At 63.8% G+C, this 16897-nt stretch carries 17 protein-coding genes and 1 pseudogene; 6 read left to right on the top strand and 12 right to left on the bottom strand.

Annotated features, from left to right (window positions below):
• The first annotated feature begins 44 nt into the window (after positions 1-44).
• On the top strand, positions 45-1043 hold the full coding sequence (locus EHW12_RS06920) for a GNAT family N-acetyltransferase (protein WP_241199120.1): 999 nt from the start codon (positions 45-47) through the stop codon (positions 1041-1043).
• Here EHW12_RS06920 and EHW12_RS06915 read toward each other — a convergent pair.
• The 5 genes from EHW12_RS06915 to EHW12_RS06895 all read right to left on the bottom strand — a co-directional run bounded on the left by EHW12_RS06915 (position 1006) and on the right by EHW12_RS06895 (position 5045).
• The gene (locus EHW12_RS06915; protein ID WP_125050439.1) at positions 1006-1713 is read right to left on the bottom strand and encodes an alpha/beta hydrolase; all 708 of its coding nucleotides are present in this window, start codon (positions 1711-1713) and stop codon (positions 1006-1008) included. The genes EHW12_RS06920 and EHW12_RS06915 overlap by 38 nt on opposite strands.
• A gap of 11 nt (positions 1714-1724) precedes the next feature.
• Positions 1725-2846 carry a glycoside hydrolase family 76 protein gene (locus EHW12_RS06910; protein ID WP_003944321.1) on the bottom strand — a complete coding sequence of 374 codons (1122 nt, stop codon included), beginning with the start codon at positions 2844-2846 and terminating at the stop codon, positions 1725-1727.
• Between the two features lie 57 nt (positions 2847-2903).
• Complete coding sequence (locus tag EHW12_RS06905) at positions 2904-3596, bottom strand: TrmH family RNA methyltransferase (RefSeq protein WP_042924186.1); 693 nt, start codon at positions 3594-3596, stop codon at positions 2904-2906.
• Positions 3596-4195, bottom strand: a complete 600-nt coding sequence (locus EHW12_RS06900) for a DUF6636 domain-containing protein (RefSeq protein ID WP_003944380.1) — start codon at positions 4193-4195, stop codon at positions 3596-3598. Before EHW12_RS06900 ends, EHW12_RS06905 begins: the two co-directional genes overlap by 1 nt.
• A 67-nt stretch (positions 4196-4262) precedes the next feature.
• Complete coding sequence (locus EHW12_RS06895) at positions 4263-5045, bottom strand: SDR family oxidoreductase (RefSeq protein WP_003944309.1); 783 nt, start codon at positions 5043-5045, stop codon at positions 4263-4265.
• Between the two features lie 34 nt (positions 5046-5079).
• Here EHW12_RS06895 and EHW12_RS06890 point away from each other — a divergent pair, with 34 nt between their 5' ends.
• Complete coding sequence (locus EHW12_RS06890) at positions 5080-5523, top strand: hypothetical protein (RefSeq protein ID WP_007726759.1); 444 nt, start codon at positions 5080-5082, stop codon at positions 5521-5523.
• 4 nt (positions 5524-5527) lie between these two features.
• On the opposite strand, the pseudogene EHW12_RS06885 reads toward EHW12_RS06890, so the two are convergent.
• Together EHW12_RS06885 and EHW12_RS06880 are read right to left on the bottom strand one after the other, a co-directional pair.
• Positions 5528-6240 (bottom strand): annotated as a pseudogene (locus EHW12_RS06885) (lysoplasmalogenase).
• A gap of 49 nt (positions 6241-6289) precedes the next feature.
• The gene (locus tag EHW12_RS06880) at positions 6290-6970 is read right to left on the bottom strand and encodes a lysophospholipid acyltransferase family protein (protein WP_003944312.1); all 681 of its coding nucleotides are present in this window, start codon (positions 6968-6970) and stop codon (positions 6290-6292) included.
• Between the two features lie 63 nt (positions 6971-7033).
• Between EHW12_RS06880 and EHW12_RS06875 the strand changes: the two genes are divergently transcribed.
• The 3 genes from EHW12_RS06875 to EHW12_RS06865 are packed head-to-tail and all read left to right on the top strand — an operon-like array spanning position 7034 to position 9354.
• Positions 7034-7597: a TetR/AcrR family transcriptional regulator gene (locus EHW12_RS06875; RefSeq protein ID WP_042924180.1), complete on the top strand. Its 564-nt coding sequence runs from the start codon at positions 7034-7036 to the stop codon at positions 7595-7597.
• A 33-nt stretch (positions 7598-7630) separates the two neighbouring features.
• A complete protein-coding gene (locus tag EHW12_RS06870; protein WP_003944339.1) occupies positions 7631-8074 on the top strand; it encodes a MarR family transcriptional regulator in 444 nt (147 codons plus the stop codon).
• Between the two features lie 23 nt (positions 8075-8097).
• Entirely contained in the window at positions 8098-9354 is a 1257-nt protein-coding gene (locus tag EHW12_RS06865) for an MFS transporter (protein ID WP_003944384.1), read from the top strand.
• Between the two features lie 51 nt (positions 9355-9405).
• Here EHW12_RS06865 and pyrE read toward each other — a convergent pair whose 3' ends face one another.
• The 5 genes from pyrE to clpB all read right to left on the bottom strand — a co-directional run bounded on the left by pyrE (position 9406) and on the right by clpB (position 15517).
• A complete protein-coding gene (gene pyrE, locus EHW12_RS06860) occupies positions 9406-9939 on the bottom strand; it encodes an orotate phosphoribosyltransferase (protein WP_003944385.1) in 534 nt (177 codons plus the stop codon).
• A 74-nt stretch (positions 9940-10013) separates the two neighbouring features.
• On the bottom strand, positions 10014-10814 hold the full coding sequence (locus tag EHW12_RS06855; RefSeq protein ID WP_037131478.1) for an SDR family oxidoreductase: 801 nt from the start codon (positions 10812-10814) through the stop codon (positions 10014-10016).
• 46 nt (positions 10815-10860) lie between these two features.
• Positions 10861-11748 carry a hypothetical protein gene (locus EHW12_RS06850; RefSeq protein ID WP_003944407.1) on the bottom strand — a complete coding sequence of 296 codons (888 nt, stop codon included), beginning with the start codon at positions 11746-11748 and terminating at the stop codon, positions 10861-10863.
• Between the two features lie 86 nt (positions 11749-11834).
• Positions 11835-12806 (bottom strand): hypothetical protein, encoded by a 972-nt coding sequence (locus tag EHW12_RS06845; RefSeq protein ID WP_125050438.1) that lies wholly within the window; start codon positions 12804-12806, stop codon positions 11835-11837.
• A 158-nt stretch (positions 12807-12964) separates the two neighbouring features.
• Entirely contained in the window at positions 12965-15517 is a 2553-nt protein-coding gene (gene clpB, locus EHW12_RS06840) for an ATP-dependent chaperone ClpB (RefSeq protein WP_007726750.1), read from the bottom strand.
• 212 nt (positions 15518-15729) lie between these two features.
• On the opposite strand from clpB, the gene EHW12_RS06835 reads away from it, so the two are divergent.
• Entirely contained in the window at positions 15730-16896 is a 1167-nt protein-coding gene (locus tag EHW12_RS06835; protein WP_037131510.1) for an FAD-binding oxidoreductase, read from the top strand.
• The last annotated feature ends 1 nt before the right edge of the window (position 16897 follow it).

Below are 16897 nucleotides of genomic sequence, written 5' to 3'. Positions count from 1 at the left end.
GCGTGATTCCAACTCAGGGTGGGCAGGTCGGTATCGTCACATGGGTGAGCCGCGTAGTTGTAGCCGAGTTCGTACCGTCCGGAGCGACAGCAACTGTTCTTCATCAGTGGTGTGAGGTGTTCGCCGAAGGCCAGCGTCACCTGTCCGGGACTGCGCCGACAGCGACTGCGCTGATGGAAATGATCGAGGCCGAGGACAATTCGGCCGATGTACGGCGTTGGATTGCACGCGACGCCGGCACCGACGAGGTCCTCGGCATCGCCCAGGCACGACGCAACTCGGCCGAAGCCGATCTCGCAGAGTTTCGGATGTACGTGACACCCCACGCGCAGCGACGAGGGGTAGGACGAGCGCTTGCCGAACTCGTCGAAGTCGACATCGCCGGGTTCGGCGTGCGAAGAATCAGAGTGACGGCGCTCGTCGGAAGCGCAGCCGAGCATTTCCTGCGATCGTTCGACGGTCACCGCGTGTTGCTTCGGTTGGCCAACCAGGTTCAGCACCTCAGCCCTCCCACCGCACACAGCACCCGCCCCGGCTATCGAATCGTCAGTTGGCGCAACCGAACCCCGGACGAGCTGGTCCACTCCTTCTCGGAGGCATTGAACCGACTCCTCGACGCGCCGGGCGCCGAACTGCAGATACCCGAACGTAATTGGGGAGCCGACGAGGTCAGATCGTGGGAACAGAAGATGACGGACGGCTCTCAAGTCCTCCTGGTGTGCTGCGCGGTCGACGACGGCGTCGGCGAAGTAGCCGCAGCGACAGTGGTGACGGTGGACGAACATGACAGCACCCACGCATCGCAGCACGACACCGTGGTACTTCCCCAGCACCGCGGGCACGGTCTCGCTCAGTGGGTCAAGGAGCAACAAGCGTCTGTATTGGCAGCTGAATTTCCCTCCGTGCGAAAGATTTACACAACGGTGAACGCGGAGAATCACCCGATGCTGACCGTCAATCGGAGCCTGGGATACCAGACCGTCGCGGAGCGGATCCTGGTGGAAATCAGGAGAGCCGAGAGTGCGCCGCACAAGCCTCGGTGACGATCTTCCTCCACAGGAGCGGGTGAGACTGCCAGAAGTTGTGCGCGACACCGTCGACGACCTCGAAACTACCGTTAGGCACGAGCTCGGCCAGTTGCTGCAACGGCCACGACGGGCGAATGTCGTCGGCCGCCGCGAGAAATGTCATGGGCACTGGTGAGTCGGCCAACCGCCGAAACAGCTGTGGTTCATGGATCCATTCGATGAACGATTCTTGAAGCGATTGCCAGACAACAGGTTCCCAAGGTATCTGCGGGTCCGGCTCGATTCCCGCTTCGTACTGCTTCGACCATGTCCGGTCCTTGTGGAGGCCGTGCCCCGCGATGCCGACGACGCCGGACACCGATTCCGGACAGTCGAGTGCGTACCGCACCGCCAAGTCGGATCCCCACGAGTGCCCCAGCACGACCCAGCTGTCGATCTCGAACGTGCGGCGGACGAGTTCGAGGTCCGCAACGGCCTGCGCCATCGTATGAGCGCCGCCACCGGACCGGCCGACTCCGCGTGGCTCAGGGCACCACGCGCGCATTCCTTCCGGAACCAGCTCGTCGTGAGCAAGATAGTGAACGCATCCCGGGCCGCCGGAGAGAACCAGAACGTCCGCCCCTGCCCCACCGACATCGACGTGAAGACGTACGCCGTCCGTGTCGACCACGTGCCGGGATTCCATGAGGAAAAAGCCTAACGCTTACGCGGGTATCCAGCCGCCGAGACGACAAATGCCGCCTCCATGAGCATCCACCCACCTACCTGCACCGAGAGGTCTCGCTCGGGCACGCTCGACGAGCGCACGGTTCCGGCGGCGAAGGTGGCGATGTCGCCGGACAGACTCGGCAACTGAGCATCCTTGGTCCAGTCGTGCCCGAACAGCGGCAGACCTTCGATCTGCAGTCTGTTGTTCCAGGCCGCTTCCGCGGAGGACAGAACGATCTGCGCTGCGAGTTCGCGCGCTCGCAGGTCCTCGTGAGTCTCCCAGGACAGGTTCACCACCACGAACGCGAGGTAGCGAGCCAGGATTGCGTTGAACAGTCCGCCGTCGCCTCCGCCACCGCCCGTGATGACTCCGTACTCGGTCATGCCGTCGTACACGGCGTCGACGAGTTTGTGGACTCGCTCGCGGTGACGCGGTTCGCCCAATCGTGTCGACAACTCGGTTTCCAACCCCAGCGTGACGCCCTGACAGTACGAATAGATCGCGCGCTCGAGGGTGCCGTCGCGGCGGATACCGTCGAAGATCAGTCCGGAGTCCGGATCCCGCAGCGTCTCGTCGATCCAGTCGGCCGTTGCCTGCGCACGCCAGAGTTTTCCGGTGCGCGCCAGCATGATTCCGGCGGGTCCGTTTGCCGGCGTGTTGTAGAAATCGGAGCCTTTGCACCACGGAATACCGCCGCCGTCGGCCGGGGACCACGAATCGAAGAGTTGCGATTCGAGCGCCTGAACCGCGGTTCGGTGATCGACCGAGAACATGCGTTGCGCACGTTCGAGCGAGAGGCCCAGCCACGCCATGTCGTCGTAGTAGTTGTTGGTCCACGCCGAGACGTTGCGGACCCGCACACTGCGGGCAACCTTCGCGACCCGGCGACGACGCTTGGGCGTCGGGTCACGTTCGAGCGCGTCGATCGCAGTGTCGAGCAGGTGTGCTTGCCACCAGTAGTGCCACGGCTTGAACATCCGCTCGCGCCGAACAGCAGGCCAGGCAACCACGCCGAGTGCTGTCCGGGGCATTCCCCACAGGCGCCGAAGGTGACGACTGACTATCGCGCCCTCAGCCGCATCGGCTCGCTCTGCCCACACTTCCTGCATAACTACCTATCCTGTCTGGTCGAGGCGCTACGCGCTAGCCGGAATTCGCGAGCGAGATCAGCGGGAATCGGCGAGATCGGCATGCTCACGTACCCACGCGTGCATCGCAATGCCGGCCGCGACACCGGCGTTGATACTGCGAGTCGACCCGAATTGTGCGATCGAGACCGTCATGGACGCAACCTCTTTCGCATGATCGGTCACTCCGGGCCCTTCTTGACCGAACAGCAGGATGCACTCTCGCGGCAGGCTTGCCGTTTCCAGCGGCACCGACCCCGGGGTGTTGTCGACGGCCACGATCGTGAGTGAATTCTCACGGGCGTACTCGACGAGCTCGCTGATGTCGGCGTGGTGAACGATGTGTTGGTATCGATCGGTCACCATGGCACCCCGCCGATTCCAGCGCCGACGCCCCACGATGTGGACCGCGGCCGCGGCAAACGCGTTGGCCGTGCGGACCACCGTGCCGATGTTGGCGTCGTGCGCGAAGTTCTCGATGGCGACATGCATCGTGTGACGGCGCGAGTCGATATCCGCGACTATCGCTTCCCGCGTCCAGTACCGATACTCGTCCAAGACGTTTCGACGATCACCCTCGGCCAGAAGTACCGGGTCGTAGCGCTCGTCGGTCGGCGGTTCCGTGTCGTGCTCCTCGGCCCAGGGTCCGACGCCGTTGGGATTCTCGCCCCACTCGGTGGGTCCCGGTTCACCGGCTCCGCCGGACACGTCGTCGGCTGCGACTTCGGACATCAGAACACCTCGTTGGAATCTGCAGCCACGGTGAAGCCGTGCGTGGTCTGATCGTTGACACACGAGACGTCTGTCGCGGTGGTCGTACAGGTGAAACCCAGTTTGCTCAGCGGTTGACCGGCCGCCAACACCGGATCGGCGTCGGGGCCGCCAGAGGTGTACACCTCTCCGCCCGAACACATGAAAGCACCCTCACCCTCGTCGGTGACGCGAATACCGTTGCCCCAGTTGACCATGCAGCTCTCCGGCCGCGGCGGAACGGGAGTGGTCGTTCCCTCGCACCCGGCTTCGATTCTGGTGGGCAACTTGATGATGCCGCACTGGAAGTTTCCGTCGGGAGTGGTGAAGTAGTACGACTCGTTGCGCTCGAACTGCACGTCCGTGAGTGTCGTCGTCGGTGGCAGCGTCGTGGTCGGTGGTTCGGTGGTCGTGGGGACGACGGGCGCGACGGTGGTGGTCGTCGTCGGCACTGCGGTAGTGGTGGACGAACTGGGCTGCGCCGCTACGGTCGGCGCTGAATCCGCCTCCCCGCTGCACCCTGCGAGCACGAGCGCCGACCCGACGCCCAACAAGACGAACCCCACCCGAACACGAACCACCCGACTACCTCCACACACGTCATCTTGGCCCAGCAACAGCCGACAGTGCACTCTATCGTGTGGTCGACTAAGTGCTGGTGACGCGCTTGTTCATCAGCCGTGAGAGCCACGCGGGCGAGAACCGCGACGCGCTGAGGAAGAGCTTCGCCTGAGTTCCGACCGGGTAGTGAACCTTGTGCATCCGTCCGGCGCCGCGTGTGGCCGCCCACAGTTCCTGCGCGACGTCGGTTGCAGTCAGCTTGATACCCAACGATCTGGTGGCTCCGGTGTCCATTCCAGTGACCATCGCGGTCTGGACGAACAACGGCCAGAGCGCGAGAACACGGATGTCGTGCTGTGCCCATTCCAGATCGAGCGCCTCGGTCAGGCCGCGGATCGCGAACTTGGTTGCACCGTACGTCGCCAGTTCGGGCTGGCCGTAGATCGCCGAAGCGGAGCACAGATTGACCACCTGAGCGCCGACGGTATCGCGGAGGTACGGGAAAGCCGTGTGCGTGCCGTTGAGGGTGCCGGTGATGTTGATGTCGACCATTCGGCGATGCGCCGCAAGAGAAATATCCTCGAACCGTCCCGACGAGAGCACGCCCGCATTGTTGATCAGGATGTCCAGACGCCCGGACTCCCCGGCAAAATCGGCCAGACACTGCGCCCATCCGGCCGGATCGGTGACGTCCAGGACACCCGTCACGACACTCCCACCGAAACCGTCGATCTCGGCCTTCAAGGAGGCAAGGCCGGCGTCGTCGATGTCGAACGCGCCGACGCGGTATCCGTTGCGCGCGAACAACAGCGACGTCTCCCGCCCGATTCCAGCCGCAGCACCGGTGATGAAGACGTTCGGTTCGCTCATCCGGTCAGGCTATCCTGGATGTGGAGGAAATCTGATGAATCACCGTCGCGTCGTACACACCGTGTGTTTCATCGCGGTGGGGTATCTGATCGTGCTCGCCGTGTGGCTCGGATGGCTGGTCGAGCACACTCCGCCTGGCACGCTGCCCTATCAGATCGGCGGGCTGCTCGCCGCTTTCGGCTCGGTTCTCGGATTCGGAATGGCATGGGCCAACCGCCCGACCCGCGCCGAGCGCAAACTCGAAAAGCACGGCCTCGAAGGGTGGGCACGAATCGACACCGTCACACCCCTGCGCCGAACCGTCGACGGCGAATTGGCCAAGCTCGCACTCCACCTCACGGTTCCAGGTTCCGATTCGTACTCGGGCCGGATCGAGTACGAGATCCGACCCGAGTACAAAGACAAGATCACTCCCGGATCCACGGTCACCGTCATGGTGGACCCGAAGAACCGAGACCGAATCATGCTGTGCCCGTGAAAGACTAGACGCTCTTCTTGCGCCCCAGCGCCAACATGCCCTCCACCAGCATCAGCTGCGCTCCCGCGTACGACGCCAGGATCACACCCTCGGCAGCAGCGCGGCCGGCGGTCCCGCGGATGAACAGACGACGCACCACGATCAATCCGTCGGATGCGGTGAAGAGCACTCCGCCCAATCCGAGCCAGGAGCGTCGATCCTTGTTCGGGACGACCACGTCGAGCACGGCCTTGGACTGCGGTGCCAGAGCGGGGTCCGCCGACAACGTCGAGGTGGTTCCCAACATCAATCCGTATCCGGTGAGCGGCGTCGACACGCTCGGGCCTTGGCACGGAGCAGTCCGGACGCCGTCGACCAACCGCTGATGCGGGGCCGCAGGGCAGCGCGGGTCGGCCGAGCGCCGCGCCGCAGCAGGAGCGCCGAGTAACTGGCCTGCATCACCGCGAACGAGGACGCGCCCTTGATCAGACGAGCATCGTTGTCCGGGTCGATCATGAACACGTCGCCGACAGTTGCAGCGGCGAGACCGGCCAGAAGCAGTGCGGTATCGGCAGTTTCCGTCTCCGAGCGCTTGCGCAGCACTCGGGCGGCCAGAGCGGGTGCGATCAACGGCTTCGCGATCTGCTGAACCCGCTCGTTACCGACTACTGCCCCGACCACTGTCGCTGCCGTCGCCGCCGCAAAAACTGCGTGCTCGATGCCCCACTTGCCCGCCATCACAATCCTCCTGTTGGTTACACGTCCAACAGCGACCGTACTGTGTCACTCAGGCGGCATCGCCGGATTTGACGTCCGCGCCGTAGACATCGACGTATTCCTGCCCCGACTGGTCACAGAGCACTGCCATCAATTCGTCCGTCGCCGCACGCACGACGGCCTGGTAGCCACGAAGTTCGCGGTACCGAGAGAAGTCGATCGGCTCCCCTACCGTGATCCGGACCTTGCTGAAGCGCCACATCCGCGTACCCGGCGGGTTGACTGCGTCGCCGCCGTGTACGACGACGGGAATGACCGGCGCCCCGGTTTCCAAGGCAACTCGAATCGCTCCGGTCTTTCCCTTGTACAGGCAACCGTCGGGTGATCGTGTTCCCTCGGGGTAGATCCCCCAGACACCACCCTTGTCGAGAATCCCGATGGCCGTGTCCAACGCCGCACGGGAGGCGTCGGCGCCGCTACGGTCGATCGGCACCTGACCGGCCCCACCGAAGAACCAGCGCTGCATCGCGCCCTTCACACCGGTCCCGGTGAAATATTCACTCTTCGCGACGAAGGTGATGCGTCGGCGCACCATGAGAACCAGGAAGAACGAGTCGACGACTGCCCGATGGTTGCCGGCGAGAATCACCGGCCCTTTCTTGGGGATGTGGTGCTGACCCTCGATCGTCGGCCGCCCGAACAGCCAGAGGACCGGGCCGATCAGGACGTATTTGAACAGCCAATAGAGCACAGGGCATCACCTTTTCCGTCTAGTAGACAGTGTCTACGACGAGAATAGTAGACACTGTCTTCCATGACTGTCAGCAGCCTTCGCGAAACACTCGTCGCCACCGGCGTCGAGATTCTCGATGCCGACGGCGCCACAGACCTGACGCTACGGGAGATAGCGCGTCGGGCGGGCGTGTCGCACGGCGCCCCGCGGAGATACTTTCCGACTCACAACAGCCTGCTAGCCGCAATTGCCTCACACGGCCTGCGCGATCTCGCCGACAGACTCGATCCCGTCCTCGCCGGCAAACAACCCGCTCGTAGCCGATTGATCTCGGCAGCAATCGAATACGTGTCATTCGCCCAGGAGCGACCGGCGATGTTCGAGTTGATGTTTCGCCACGACCTCCTCGAGGGCGCAGGCAGCAACCTCCGAGAGTCTTCTCTCCCACTCTTCGCCGCCCTGCAATCCCTGACCGAAGAGGCCGACGCCTCCGATCCCACCACATCTGCGTTGAACATCTGGACCGGAACCCACGGCATCGCAGTGCTGGCGGCAAATCGAAGCCTCACACTCGTCGCACCCGACCTCGATGTGCCGTCGCTGGTAGCCACCGCCGTGACGGACCACCTTCCACGGACTCGTTGATTTACATAGTTAACCTATGCAATAATATTCTTCGTGACAGACGAAGAACAGCAACTGCACGAACTACTCGTCGACCTCGTGAGCAATACGCACCGCTTCGCGAAGCTGGCAGGCTCCTTCGCGTCCGATCAGTACCCACGCGCCTGGCTGCGCGCACTCTCGCTACTCGAGGAATACGGCGAAATGCGGATCAGCGACTTCGCTCGACTCGACAGAAGCTCGCAGCCCTCTGCCACTGCACTACTGCGCAAACTCGGCGAGAACGGTTACGTCGAACGCCGCGCCGACCCCGAGGACGCCCGGGCAGTTCGAGTGGCCATGACGGACAAGGGACGAAAGATCTTGAACGACGGTCGAAACGAGATCGCCGACGCTCTAGTCCCCCACTTCGTCGAACTCGGGCCCGAGCAGATCAAGAAACTGGCCGACGGATTGGCCGAATTGCGGTCCATCATCAAGACTTCCGATCCCAGCTGAAATACCCACCACTGAAAAAGGAGGTGGCCGTGAGCAACACGACCGCGACATCAACGCACCAGAACGAGGCTCCGCCGAGCCTCCTGAAACAACCGAAAGCGGTGTGGGCGGTAGCCTTTGCCAGCGTCATCGCCTTCATGGGCATCGGATTGGTCGATCCGATCCTCAAACCGATCGGCGAACAACTCGACGCCACACCGTCGCAGGTTTCGCTGCTGTTCACCAGCTACATGCTCGTCACCGGCGTGGCCATGCTCATCACCGGTGTGGTGTCCAGCCGCATCGGCGCCAAGAAAACGCTTCTTGCAGGCCTTGCCATCATCATCGTGTTCGCTTCTCTGGCAGGCGCTTCCAGCACCATCGGCCAGATCGTCGGATTCCGTGCGGGCTGGGGACTCGGCAATGCACTGTTCATCGCAACGGCGCTCGCGGCAATCGTCGGCGCGGCCAGCGGCGGCGTGGCACGGGCGATCATCCTGTACGAGGCTGCACTGGGAATCGGTATCGCAGTCGGACCGCTGGTCGGCGGAGTTCTCGGTGACATCAGCTGGCGCGCACCGTTCTTCGGCGTCGCAGCCCTGATGGCGGTCGCCTTCATTCTCATCGTCGTGATGCTTCCGAGCGCACCCAAGCCCGAACACCACACGTCCATCGCTGCGCCCTTCCAGGCGTTGCGGCACCGCGGGCTACTCACCGTTGCCATCACCGCGCTGCTCTACAACTACGGATTCTTCACGCTGCTCGCGTACACGCCGTTCCCCCTCGACATGGGGGCGTACCCGATCGGATTCATCTTCTTCGGTTGGGGCCTGATGCTGGCGATCTCGTCGGTTTTCCTCGCCCCTCGCCTGCAACGACGCTTCGGCACCCTGCCGATGATGATGCTGGCACTGACCCTGTTCGCACTCGACCTGGGCATGATGGCGCTGTTCACCGAGAACAAGATCGTATTGATCGTCGGTGTCGTCCTCGCCGGTTTGTTCCTCGGCGTGAACAACACACTCATCACCGAAACCGTCATGATCTCAGCTCCCGTGGAGCGGTCGACCGCCTCGGCTGCTTACAGCTTCGTTCGATTCGTCGGCGGCGCCGCTGCTCCGTGGGTAGCCGGCAAGCTCGGCGAATCCAACGTCCACATGCCGTTCTGGGTCGGCGCGGTGCTCACCCTCGCCGCCGTATTCGTCCTGTCGAGCGGACGTAAGGTTCTCGCTCACGTCGACGACCACGATCCCGCGCCGCACAGCGTCGACGAAGCACTCGCCGTCACCGTAGGCGACTGACCCCTGTGAGTGGTTGAGGAGCGCAGGGACTCCTTAACCACTCACGGGGCGTCAGCTCAGGTTCAGATCTTCCAGGCCCAGCAGCGAGCGGTACTCGACGCCCTCGGCACCGATCACCGCATCCGCACCCGTCGCGCGATCGACGACCGTAGCGACTCCGACCACGGTGGCCCCTGCCTCGCGCAGGGCCTTCACTGCTGTCAACGGCGAATTGCCCGTCGTGGTCGTGTCCTCGACAACCAGGACACGCTTGCCCACGATGTCCGGGCCCTCGATCTGGCGCTGCATCCCGTGGGCCTTCGCGGCCTTGCGGACGACAAACGCATCGATCGGTCGGCCGGGAGCGTGCATCACCGCCATAGCAACCGGATCGGCGCCCATCGTCAAACCGCCGACGGCGTCGAAATCCCAGTCCGCGACCAGTTCACGCAGCAGCGAGCCGATCAGCGGCGCTGCCTTGTGGTGAAGTGTCGCGCGGCGAAGGTCGACGTAGTAATCGGCTTCCTTGCCCGAGGACAACGTCACCTTTCCGTGTACAACAGCCAATTCGCGCACCAGCGCAGCCAAATCCTCACGATCGCTCATGAGTGCTCAGCCTACCGACCACTGCCTTGTGTTCGGCTTCTGCCTCTGGGCTACGTCCGGCTTCCGCCTCTGGGCTACGTCCGCCCGCGGCCTCGTCCGACGATGTTGGTCAGCCGGCGAACCAGCCCCTTGGGAACGAGACGCCCGGCCGTCGTGAGGACCTTGTACTGGAATCCCGGAATACTGATGACCTTGTCGTCACCGAGATCCTTCATCGACGCCGCAACCACCTGGTCGACGCTCAGCCACATCGGCTTGGGGATCGTGGACATCTCGATGCCCGCGCGCTCGTGGAACTCGGTGCGAATGAAGCCCGGGCACAGCGCCTGCACGCGCACTCCCGTCCCGGCCAACCCGCCGGACAGCCCTTCGGTGAACGAGATGACATAGGCCTTGCTTGCCGAATACGTCGAACCCCGCCCGGACAGCAGGCCCGCGACGCTCGCCACGTTGACAATCGTTCCGTGCGCCGACGCGATCATGCTGGGCAGCGCCGCACGGGTCAGCCGCATCACGGCGGTGACGTTGACGTCGAGTTGAGACTGAAGAAGCGCCGGATCGGCGGTCCAGAACTCGCCGGAGGTACCGAATCCGGCGTTGTTCACCAACACCTCGACGCCCTTCTCCAAACGAAGCGCGACCGTGTCGCGTCCGGCCTCCGATGCGAGATCGGCAACCAGAATCTCCGACTCGGTGCCGAACATCGTCTTCAACTCGGACGCGAGGTCGTGCAATCTGACCTCGTCACGTGCGACGAGAACCAGGTCGTATCCGAGGGAGGCGTATTTCTTGGCGAAACCGGCGCCGAGACCAGAGGTGGGTCCGGTCACCAGGGCAACGGGACGCACAGGGCGATCCGAGTGGGAAGTCGACATACCGGCCACGCTAGTGGTTATCGCGCCTGGACGGGAACCTTAAAGGTCAGTCGACCGGGCGAATTGTGCCCGAGCGCTGCGACGCCGGGCGCTGAGCCGGCTTGTCAGCCGCCTCGGGCTTGCGCAGCGATTGATCCGGACGTGGCGCAGATTCCCGCGGTGCGGGCTCACGCGGTGCGGACTCACGCGGGGCAAATTCACGCGGCGGAGCGTCACGGGGCGGCTGCTCTTGACGCGAACGGGGCTGTTCTACCGGATCCGGAGTTGGGCGAGACTTCTCGGCGCCCGGCCGCGGGCGGCTCGGATCGTGATCGACCTCGAGTTCGTTGGGATCGGTGACGGGAGGCAGGACATGCAGAATGCCGGACAGGCGCGCAACCGACTCGATTGCCGCGTCCCAGTCCCGGCCGTTACTGGTCACCGGAAGCGAACCGAGCGTCCACTGCCCTTCGCTCCACAGCATGCTGATCGACGGCGGAACCGATTCGGTGAACGCCACCATGCGCTGATCACAGACACGACGTGCGATCTCGAGATCGGTCGCGAAGACGACTCGTGAACCGATCGCACCCAACAGGTTCAGGTCGCCGTCCTTGGGCGGAGCCGTCGACTTCAACCGAAGGTCGATGTCGACGTCCGACCCGATCTCGCGGCGAACAGCCACGATGGTTGCGGTCTCCTCCAGGTCGAACAGCACGAACTGCTCTCCGCGACGGCGGCCGCGGACGACGTCGGTAGCAGTGAGGTAGTCCTGCTTGGCCATGACCGCGCGGTGCCATTCGCCTGCCAGCTGATCGTCAGTGGCCGTGTACGTGTAACCCTGCGCCTTGGCCCAGATCTGACGCACTCGCCCGGATTGATCTCGCCTCGTCCTGTCGACGTACAGAAGCGCACCCGCGCCTGCGAGTGCAATTGCTGCCAGTCCGAACCACATTCCAGTCATCACCCTCCAGGGTAGCGACTCGCGGCCTCAACCTCCCGCGACACCCTGGTGGACTCGCCCGATGTGTCGTGAACGACTCAGTTGCCGAACTTCGGCAGCGACGTACTCAGAATCGTGTTGGCGGTCATCGTGCCGTTCTCCACCGGCGTTCCGTCGACGACGATGTTGTCTCCCGGTTGCAGATCGGCGATGGTGGCGCGGTTGAGCGCGATGAGCGTGGTGTCCGCGGTGGTCAGAATCGTCACCTGCGAACCCCCGATCGAATCGATGACCAACGTGCCGCCGTCGTTCGACTTCACGGTGCCGACGGCTCCCCCGGCGTCACCGATGACTTCGCCGAGCCCGCCTGGAAGCTGGCTGAGCGGAGAATCCGTCGTCGGAGTCGGCGCCGTGGTGCTGGCCTTCGGCGGTGTCGTGGTGGGCGCCTGCGTCGTGGTGGTCGGGGGAACGAAAGCGGTCTGGGTGCCCTTGCCGTTCGAGCCGAACGCCGAGAACGCGATGATCGCGATCACGGCGACCAGGATCCCGACCACACCGGCGGCCACCCACGTCGCGAGCTTGCGCTTCTTACCGCCGCCCGACGATCCATCGTCGATGAACGGCTGTTCCGGCGGAACTCCACCGCCACCACCGGCAACCGGATACTGCTGTGTATTTCCGTACTGCTGCGTGTTCCCGTACTGATCCGGGTTCCCGTACTGCTGAGCGGTGTACGGCGGATAGGCCTGCGTCGCACCAGGCGGCGGCGCCTGCGGATCGAACTGCGGGTTGTAGGCAGGGAACGCCTGAGTGGGATTCGGCTGCTGCCCCTGCTGCCCCAAGTACTCCGTGTTCTGATCCGGTCCGCCGTAGGGATACTGCTGTGCCCCCGGATACTGCTGTGCCCCCGGCGGCTGACCGAAATACTCCGTCGGCTGGTTCGGATTCTGGCCGGACACCGTCCCGTACTGCTCCGTCGGCTGGTCGGGCGTACGCCCCCACACCTCGGTCGCCTCGGGATCCTCACGGCGCGGCCCACCCGAGTTACGCGGATCGTTCTGATCGGTCATGCCTGGCTCACCTTCGGTTGGGACGAAAGAGCGTCGGAGTCGTTCGGAGAGGCGCGGGTGCACTCGTCCCCGGTTCGAGCATCCAGCCATCCAGGGTAGAACAAAATGCGAATGCCCCGCCGATCCAAGTGGATCGACGGGGCATTCCGCTTACCGAATCAGGAGAGAACCAACTGATCCGCGTCCTCGCTGACACCGACGTGCACGGTGTCGCCGTCCTGGACCTTGCCGGCCAGGAGCAGCTTGGCGAGCTGGTCGCCGATCGACTGCTGAACGAGTCGACGCAATGGCCGAGCGCCGTACAGCGGGTCGTAGCCGCGCACTGCGAGCCACATCCGAGCCGCACCGTTCACCTCGAGGGTGAGACGACGCGCAGCCAGACGCTTCTGCAACTGCTCGAGCTGGATGTCCACGATGTGCTCCAACTGCTCCTCGGAGAGCGAGTCGAAGATGACCACGTCGTCGAGACGGTTGATGAACTCCGGCTTGAACGCGTGGCGTACCGCATCCATGACCTGCTCCCGCGTGCCTCCGGATCCCAGGTTGGAGGTCAGGATCAAGATGGTGTTGCGGAAGTCCACCGTGCGGCCTTGACCGTCGGTCAGTCGGCCTTCGTCGAGTACTGCGAGCAAGACGTCGAACACGTCGGGGTGTGCCTTCTCGACCTCGTCGAAGAGGACCACCGAGTACGGGCGTCGTCGAACTGCTTCGGTGAGCTGGCCACCGGCTTCATAGCCGACGTATCCCGGAGGAGCACCGACGAGTCGGGCCACCGAGTGCTTCTCACCGTATTCGCTCATGTCGATGCGGATCATCGCGCGCTCGTCGTCGAAGAGGAAGTCCGCCAAGGCTTTGGCGAGCTCCGTCTTACCGACGCCGGTCGGGCCGAGGAACAGGAAGGAACCGGTGGGCCGATTGGGGTCGGCGACACCTGCTCGGGCGCGGCGAACCGCATCCGAGACGGCGACGACGGCGTCGGTCTGGCCGACGACACGCTTGCCGAGTTCGGACTCCATGCGGAGCAGCTTCTCGGTTTCGCCTTCCATCATCCGGCCGGCGGGGATTCCGGTCCAGGCTGCGACCACGTCTGCGACGTCGTCGGGCCCGACCTCTTCCTTGAGCATCACGTCACCGTCGGAGGCAGCTCCGGAAGCGGCTGCTGCCTCTTCCAGTTCCTTCTCGAGCGCCGGGATACGGCCGTAGCGCAACTCGGCTGCCTTGCCCAGATCGCCGTCACGCTCAGCGCGTTCGGACTCTCCTCGCAGGGTTTCGAGCTGTTCCTTCAGCACGCGCACCGAGTCGATGGCCTGCTTTTCGTTCTGCCAGCGGGTGCTGAGCTGATTGAGCTTTTCGCGGTCGTCCGCGAGTTCCTGACGCAGCTTCTCGAGCCGAGCCTTGGACGCGTCGTCGGTTTCCTTCTCGAGTGCCACTTCTTCGATTTCGAGTCGGCGAACCGTGCGTTCCACCTCGTCGATCTCGACGGGACGCGAGTCGATCTCCATACGAAGTCGCGATGCGGCTTCGTCCACTAGGTCGATGGCCTTGTCCGGCAGGAACCGCGACGTGATGTAGCGGTCCGACAGCGCGGCAGCCGCCACCAACGCGGAGTCGGTGATGCGCACGCCGTGGTGCACCTCGTAGCGCTCCTTGAGGCCGCGCAGGATACCGATGGTGTCCTCGACAGAGGGCTCACCGACGAGCACCTGCTGGAAACGACGCTCGAGTGCTGCGTCCTTCTCGATGTACTTGCGGTACTCCTCGAGTGTGGTCGCACCGACCAGCCGCAGCTCACCACGGGCGAGCATCGGCTTGATCATGTTGCCTGCGTCCATCGCGGATTCACCGGTGGCTCCGGCGCCGACGATGGTGTGCAACTCGTCGATGAAGGTGATGACCTGTCCGGCACTGTTCTTGATGTCGTCGAGGACAGCCTTGAGGCGTTCTTCGAATTCACCGCGGAACTTGGCACCGGCGACCATGGACCCGAGATCTAGGGACACGACGGTCTTGCCTCGCAGCGATTCCGGGACGTCACCCGCGACGATGCGTTGGGCAAGGCCCTCCACGATCGCGGTCTTGCCGACGCCGGGCTCACCGATGAGTACCGGGTTGTTCTTGGTACGACGCGAGAGCACCTGCACGACACGGCGAATCTCGGTGTCGCGACCGATCACCGGGTCGAGCTTGCCGCTTCGTGCGGCTTCGGTGAGGTCGGTGGAGTACTTTTCCAGCGCTTGGTAGGTGCCCTCGGGCTCCGGGCTGGTGACGCGAGCGCTACCGCGGACGGTGGTGAAGGCTTCACGCAATGCGTCCTGGGTGGCGCCGTGCCGTACGAGCAACTGTGCGACGTCGGAGTCCCCGCCGGCCAGTCCGTAGAGGACGTGCTCGGTGGAGACGTATTCGTCGTCCATCTCGGTGGCGAGGTGCTGAGCAGCAGTGAGTGCCGCGAGTGCCTCACGCCCGAGTTGCGGGGTGGAGCTTGCGCCGGTTGTCTTGGGCAGGCGATCGACGATCGCCTGTGCTTCACGGTGTACGACCGTGGGGTCGACGCCTACAGCTTTGAGTAGTGGGGCAGCGATGCCGTCGGTCTGGTCGAGCAATGCGACCAGCAGATGGGCAGGCCGGATATCGGGGTTACCCGCCGACGACGCCGACTGCAGTGCAGCCGTCATCGCAGCCTGGGTCTTGGTTGTTGGTGTGAACGAGTCCACTTGTCACCTTTCTGGCGAAGTCGAACGGGAAGAGCCGCGACCGGTTGGTATTGCGACTGTGTCAATATGCTCAACGCGGACAAACTTGAGTCTATTCCGCTCAAGTTTGTTTTCGCCAGGCCGAGTTGGTTTCGTAGGTCACATTTTCAGCCGTACTAGAATTGTGGCGAGAGTTGCAGCTGGTGCGAAAGGGGGATGGATTGGATCCGACAGTGATCGCCCGTCTGCAATCCAGCCTCGATTCTCTGACCGACGACGAAGAGAGCCGTGCGCACTTCTCGGCAGTGTTCTACACCGGCCTCTTTGCGGAACATCCTCTGTACCGCTCATTGTTCCCCGCCGGGATGGAATCGCAGGGCCACCGTTTCTTCAGAGCCATCGAGTTCGTCGTGAAGAATCTGCCCCAGCATCGCCGAATCCGGAAGTTCCTCACCCAACTCGGCCGCGACCACCGTCGCTACGGCGTCGAGCGTGAGCACTACGAGGCCGCCGGCGTCGCTCTGAAGCGCGCGGTTCGGTCGATGTACGGCACGAGCGCGCACAGCCGCTACAAGTGGACGCCGGAGCTGGACGAGGCCTGGTCTCAGTTCACCGACCTCGTCGTCGGCACGATGGCCGACGGCGCCGAATCCGATACGACCCCGGCGCTCTGGGGCGCAACCGTGGTCAGCCACGAACGAGTCCTCGACGATCTGGCGATTGTTCGCCTCGAAGCCGACCCACCCATTCCGTACGGGGCGGGGCAATACGTAGGTGTTCAGATTCCCCAGCGCCCGAAAATGTGGCGGTATTACTCACCGGCGATTCCGACCAACCCTTTCGGTCAGCTCGAGTTCCACATCCGCAAGGTGTCGGGAGGATGGGTCAGCCCCGCGATCGTCAGCGAAACCAACGTCGGTGACCGCTGGGTCATGTCCACTCCCCTCGGCGGCCTCGAGGTCGACTTCACCAGCGACCGTGACGTTCTCATGATCGGGTCCGGCACCGGTATCGCTCCACTGCGGGCACAGGTGATGGAAATGTCTCAACGCGCGCACAACCCGCGCGTGCACCTGTTCGTCGGCGGCCGCTATCCCTGCGATCTGTACGACCTCGAAACCCTCTGGCACATCTCGCTCAGCAACCCGTGGTTGACCGTCGTACCGGTTTCCGAAGAACCCGAAAACCCTTGGTGGCACAACGGACCGGTGCTCGAACCACCGTTCGGAATGCACAGCCGGCTGATCGGACCGATCGGAAAAGTGGTCGCGCAGTTCGGTTCGTGGGCCGACCGTCAGGTGCAGATCTCGGGGTCACCGTCGATGATCAAGACAACCGTCTACGCCTTGCGTGCCGGCGGAACTCCGCTCGACCAGATCCGGCACGACCCGCTCTACTGAC

The organism is Rhodococcus sp. NJ-530, assembly GCF_003860625.1.
Taxonomy (GTDB): Bacteria; Actinomycetota; Actinomycetes; order Mycobacteriales; family Mycobacteriaceae; genus Rhodococcus_F; species Rhodococcus_F qingshengii.
The sequence above is the reverse complement of the archived record's forward strand: the minus strand, read 5'-3'. Positions and strand labels throughout refer to the sequence as shown.

Coding starts and splice junctions, on each gene's coding strand:
- EHW12_RS06890 (WP_007726759.1), top strand. CDS start 5,080: ATGAATCACCGTCGCGTCGTACACACCGTGTGTTTCATCGCGGTGGGG.
- EHW12_RS06895 (WP_003944309.1), bottom strand. CDS start 5,045: ATGAGCGAACCGAACGTCTTCATCACCGGTGCTGCGGCTGGAATCGGG.
- pyrE (WP_003944385.1), bottom strand. CDS start 9,939: ATGAGCGATCGTGAGGATTTGGCTGCGCTGGTGCGCGAATTGGCTGTT.
- EHW12_RS06915 (WP_125050439.1), bottom strand. CDS start 1,713: ATGGAATCCCGGCACGTGGTCGACACGGACGGCGTACGTCTTCACGTC.
- EHW12_RS06905 (WP_042924186.1), bottom strand. CDS start 3,596: ATGTCCGAAGTCGCAGCCGACGACGTGTCCGGCGGAGCCGGTGAACCG.
- EHW12_RS06875 (WP_042924180.1), top strand. CDS start 7,034: ATGACTGTCAGCAGCCTTCGCGAAACACTCGTCGCCACCGGCGTCGAG.
- EHW12_RS06850 (WP_003944407.1), bottom strand. CDS start 11,748: ATGTGGTTCGGACTGGCAGCAATTGCACTCGCAGGCGCGGGTGCGCTT.
- EHW12_RS06845 (WP_125050438.1), bottom strand. CDS start 12,806: ATGACCGATCAGAACGATCCGCGTAACTCGGGTGGGCCGCGCCGTGAG.
- EHW12_RS06855 (WP_037131478.1), bottom strand. CDS start 10,814: ATGTCGACTTCCCACTCGGATCGCCCTGTGCGTCCCGTTGCCCTGGTG.
- EHW12_RS06910 (WP_003944321.1), bottom strand. CDS start 2,846: ATGCAGGAAGTGTGGGCAGAGCGAGCCGATGCGGCTGAGGGCGCGATA.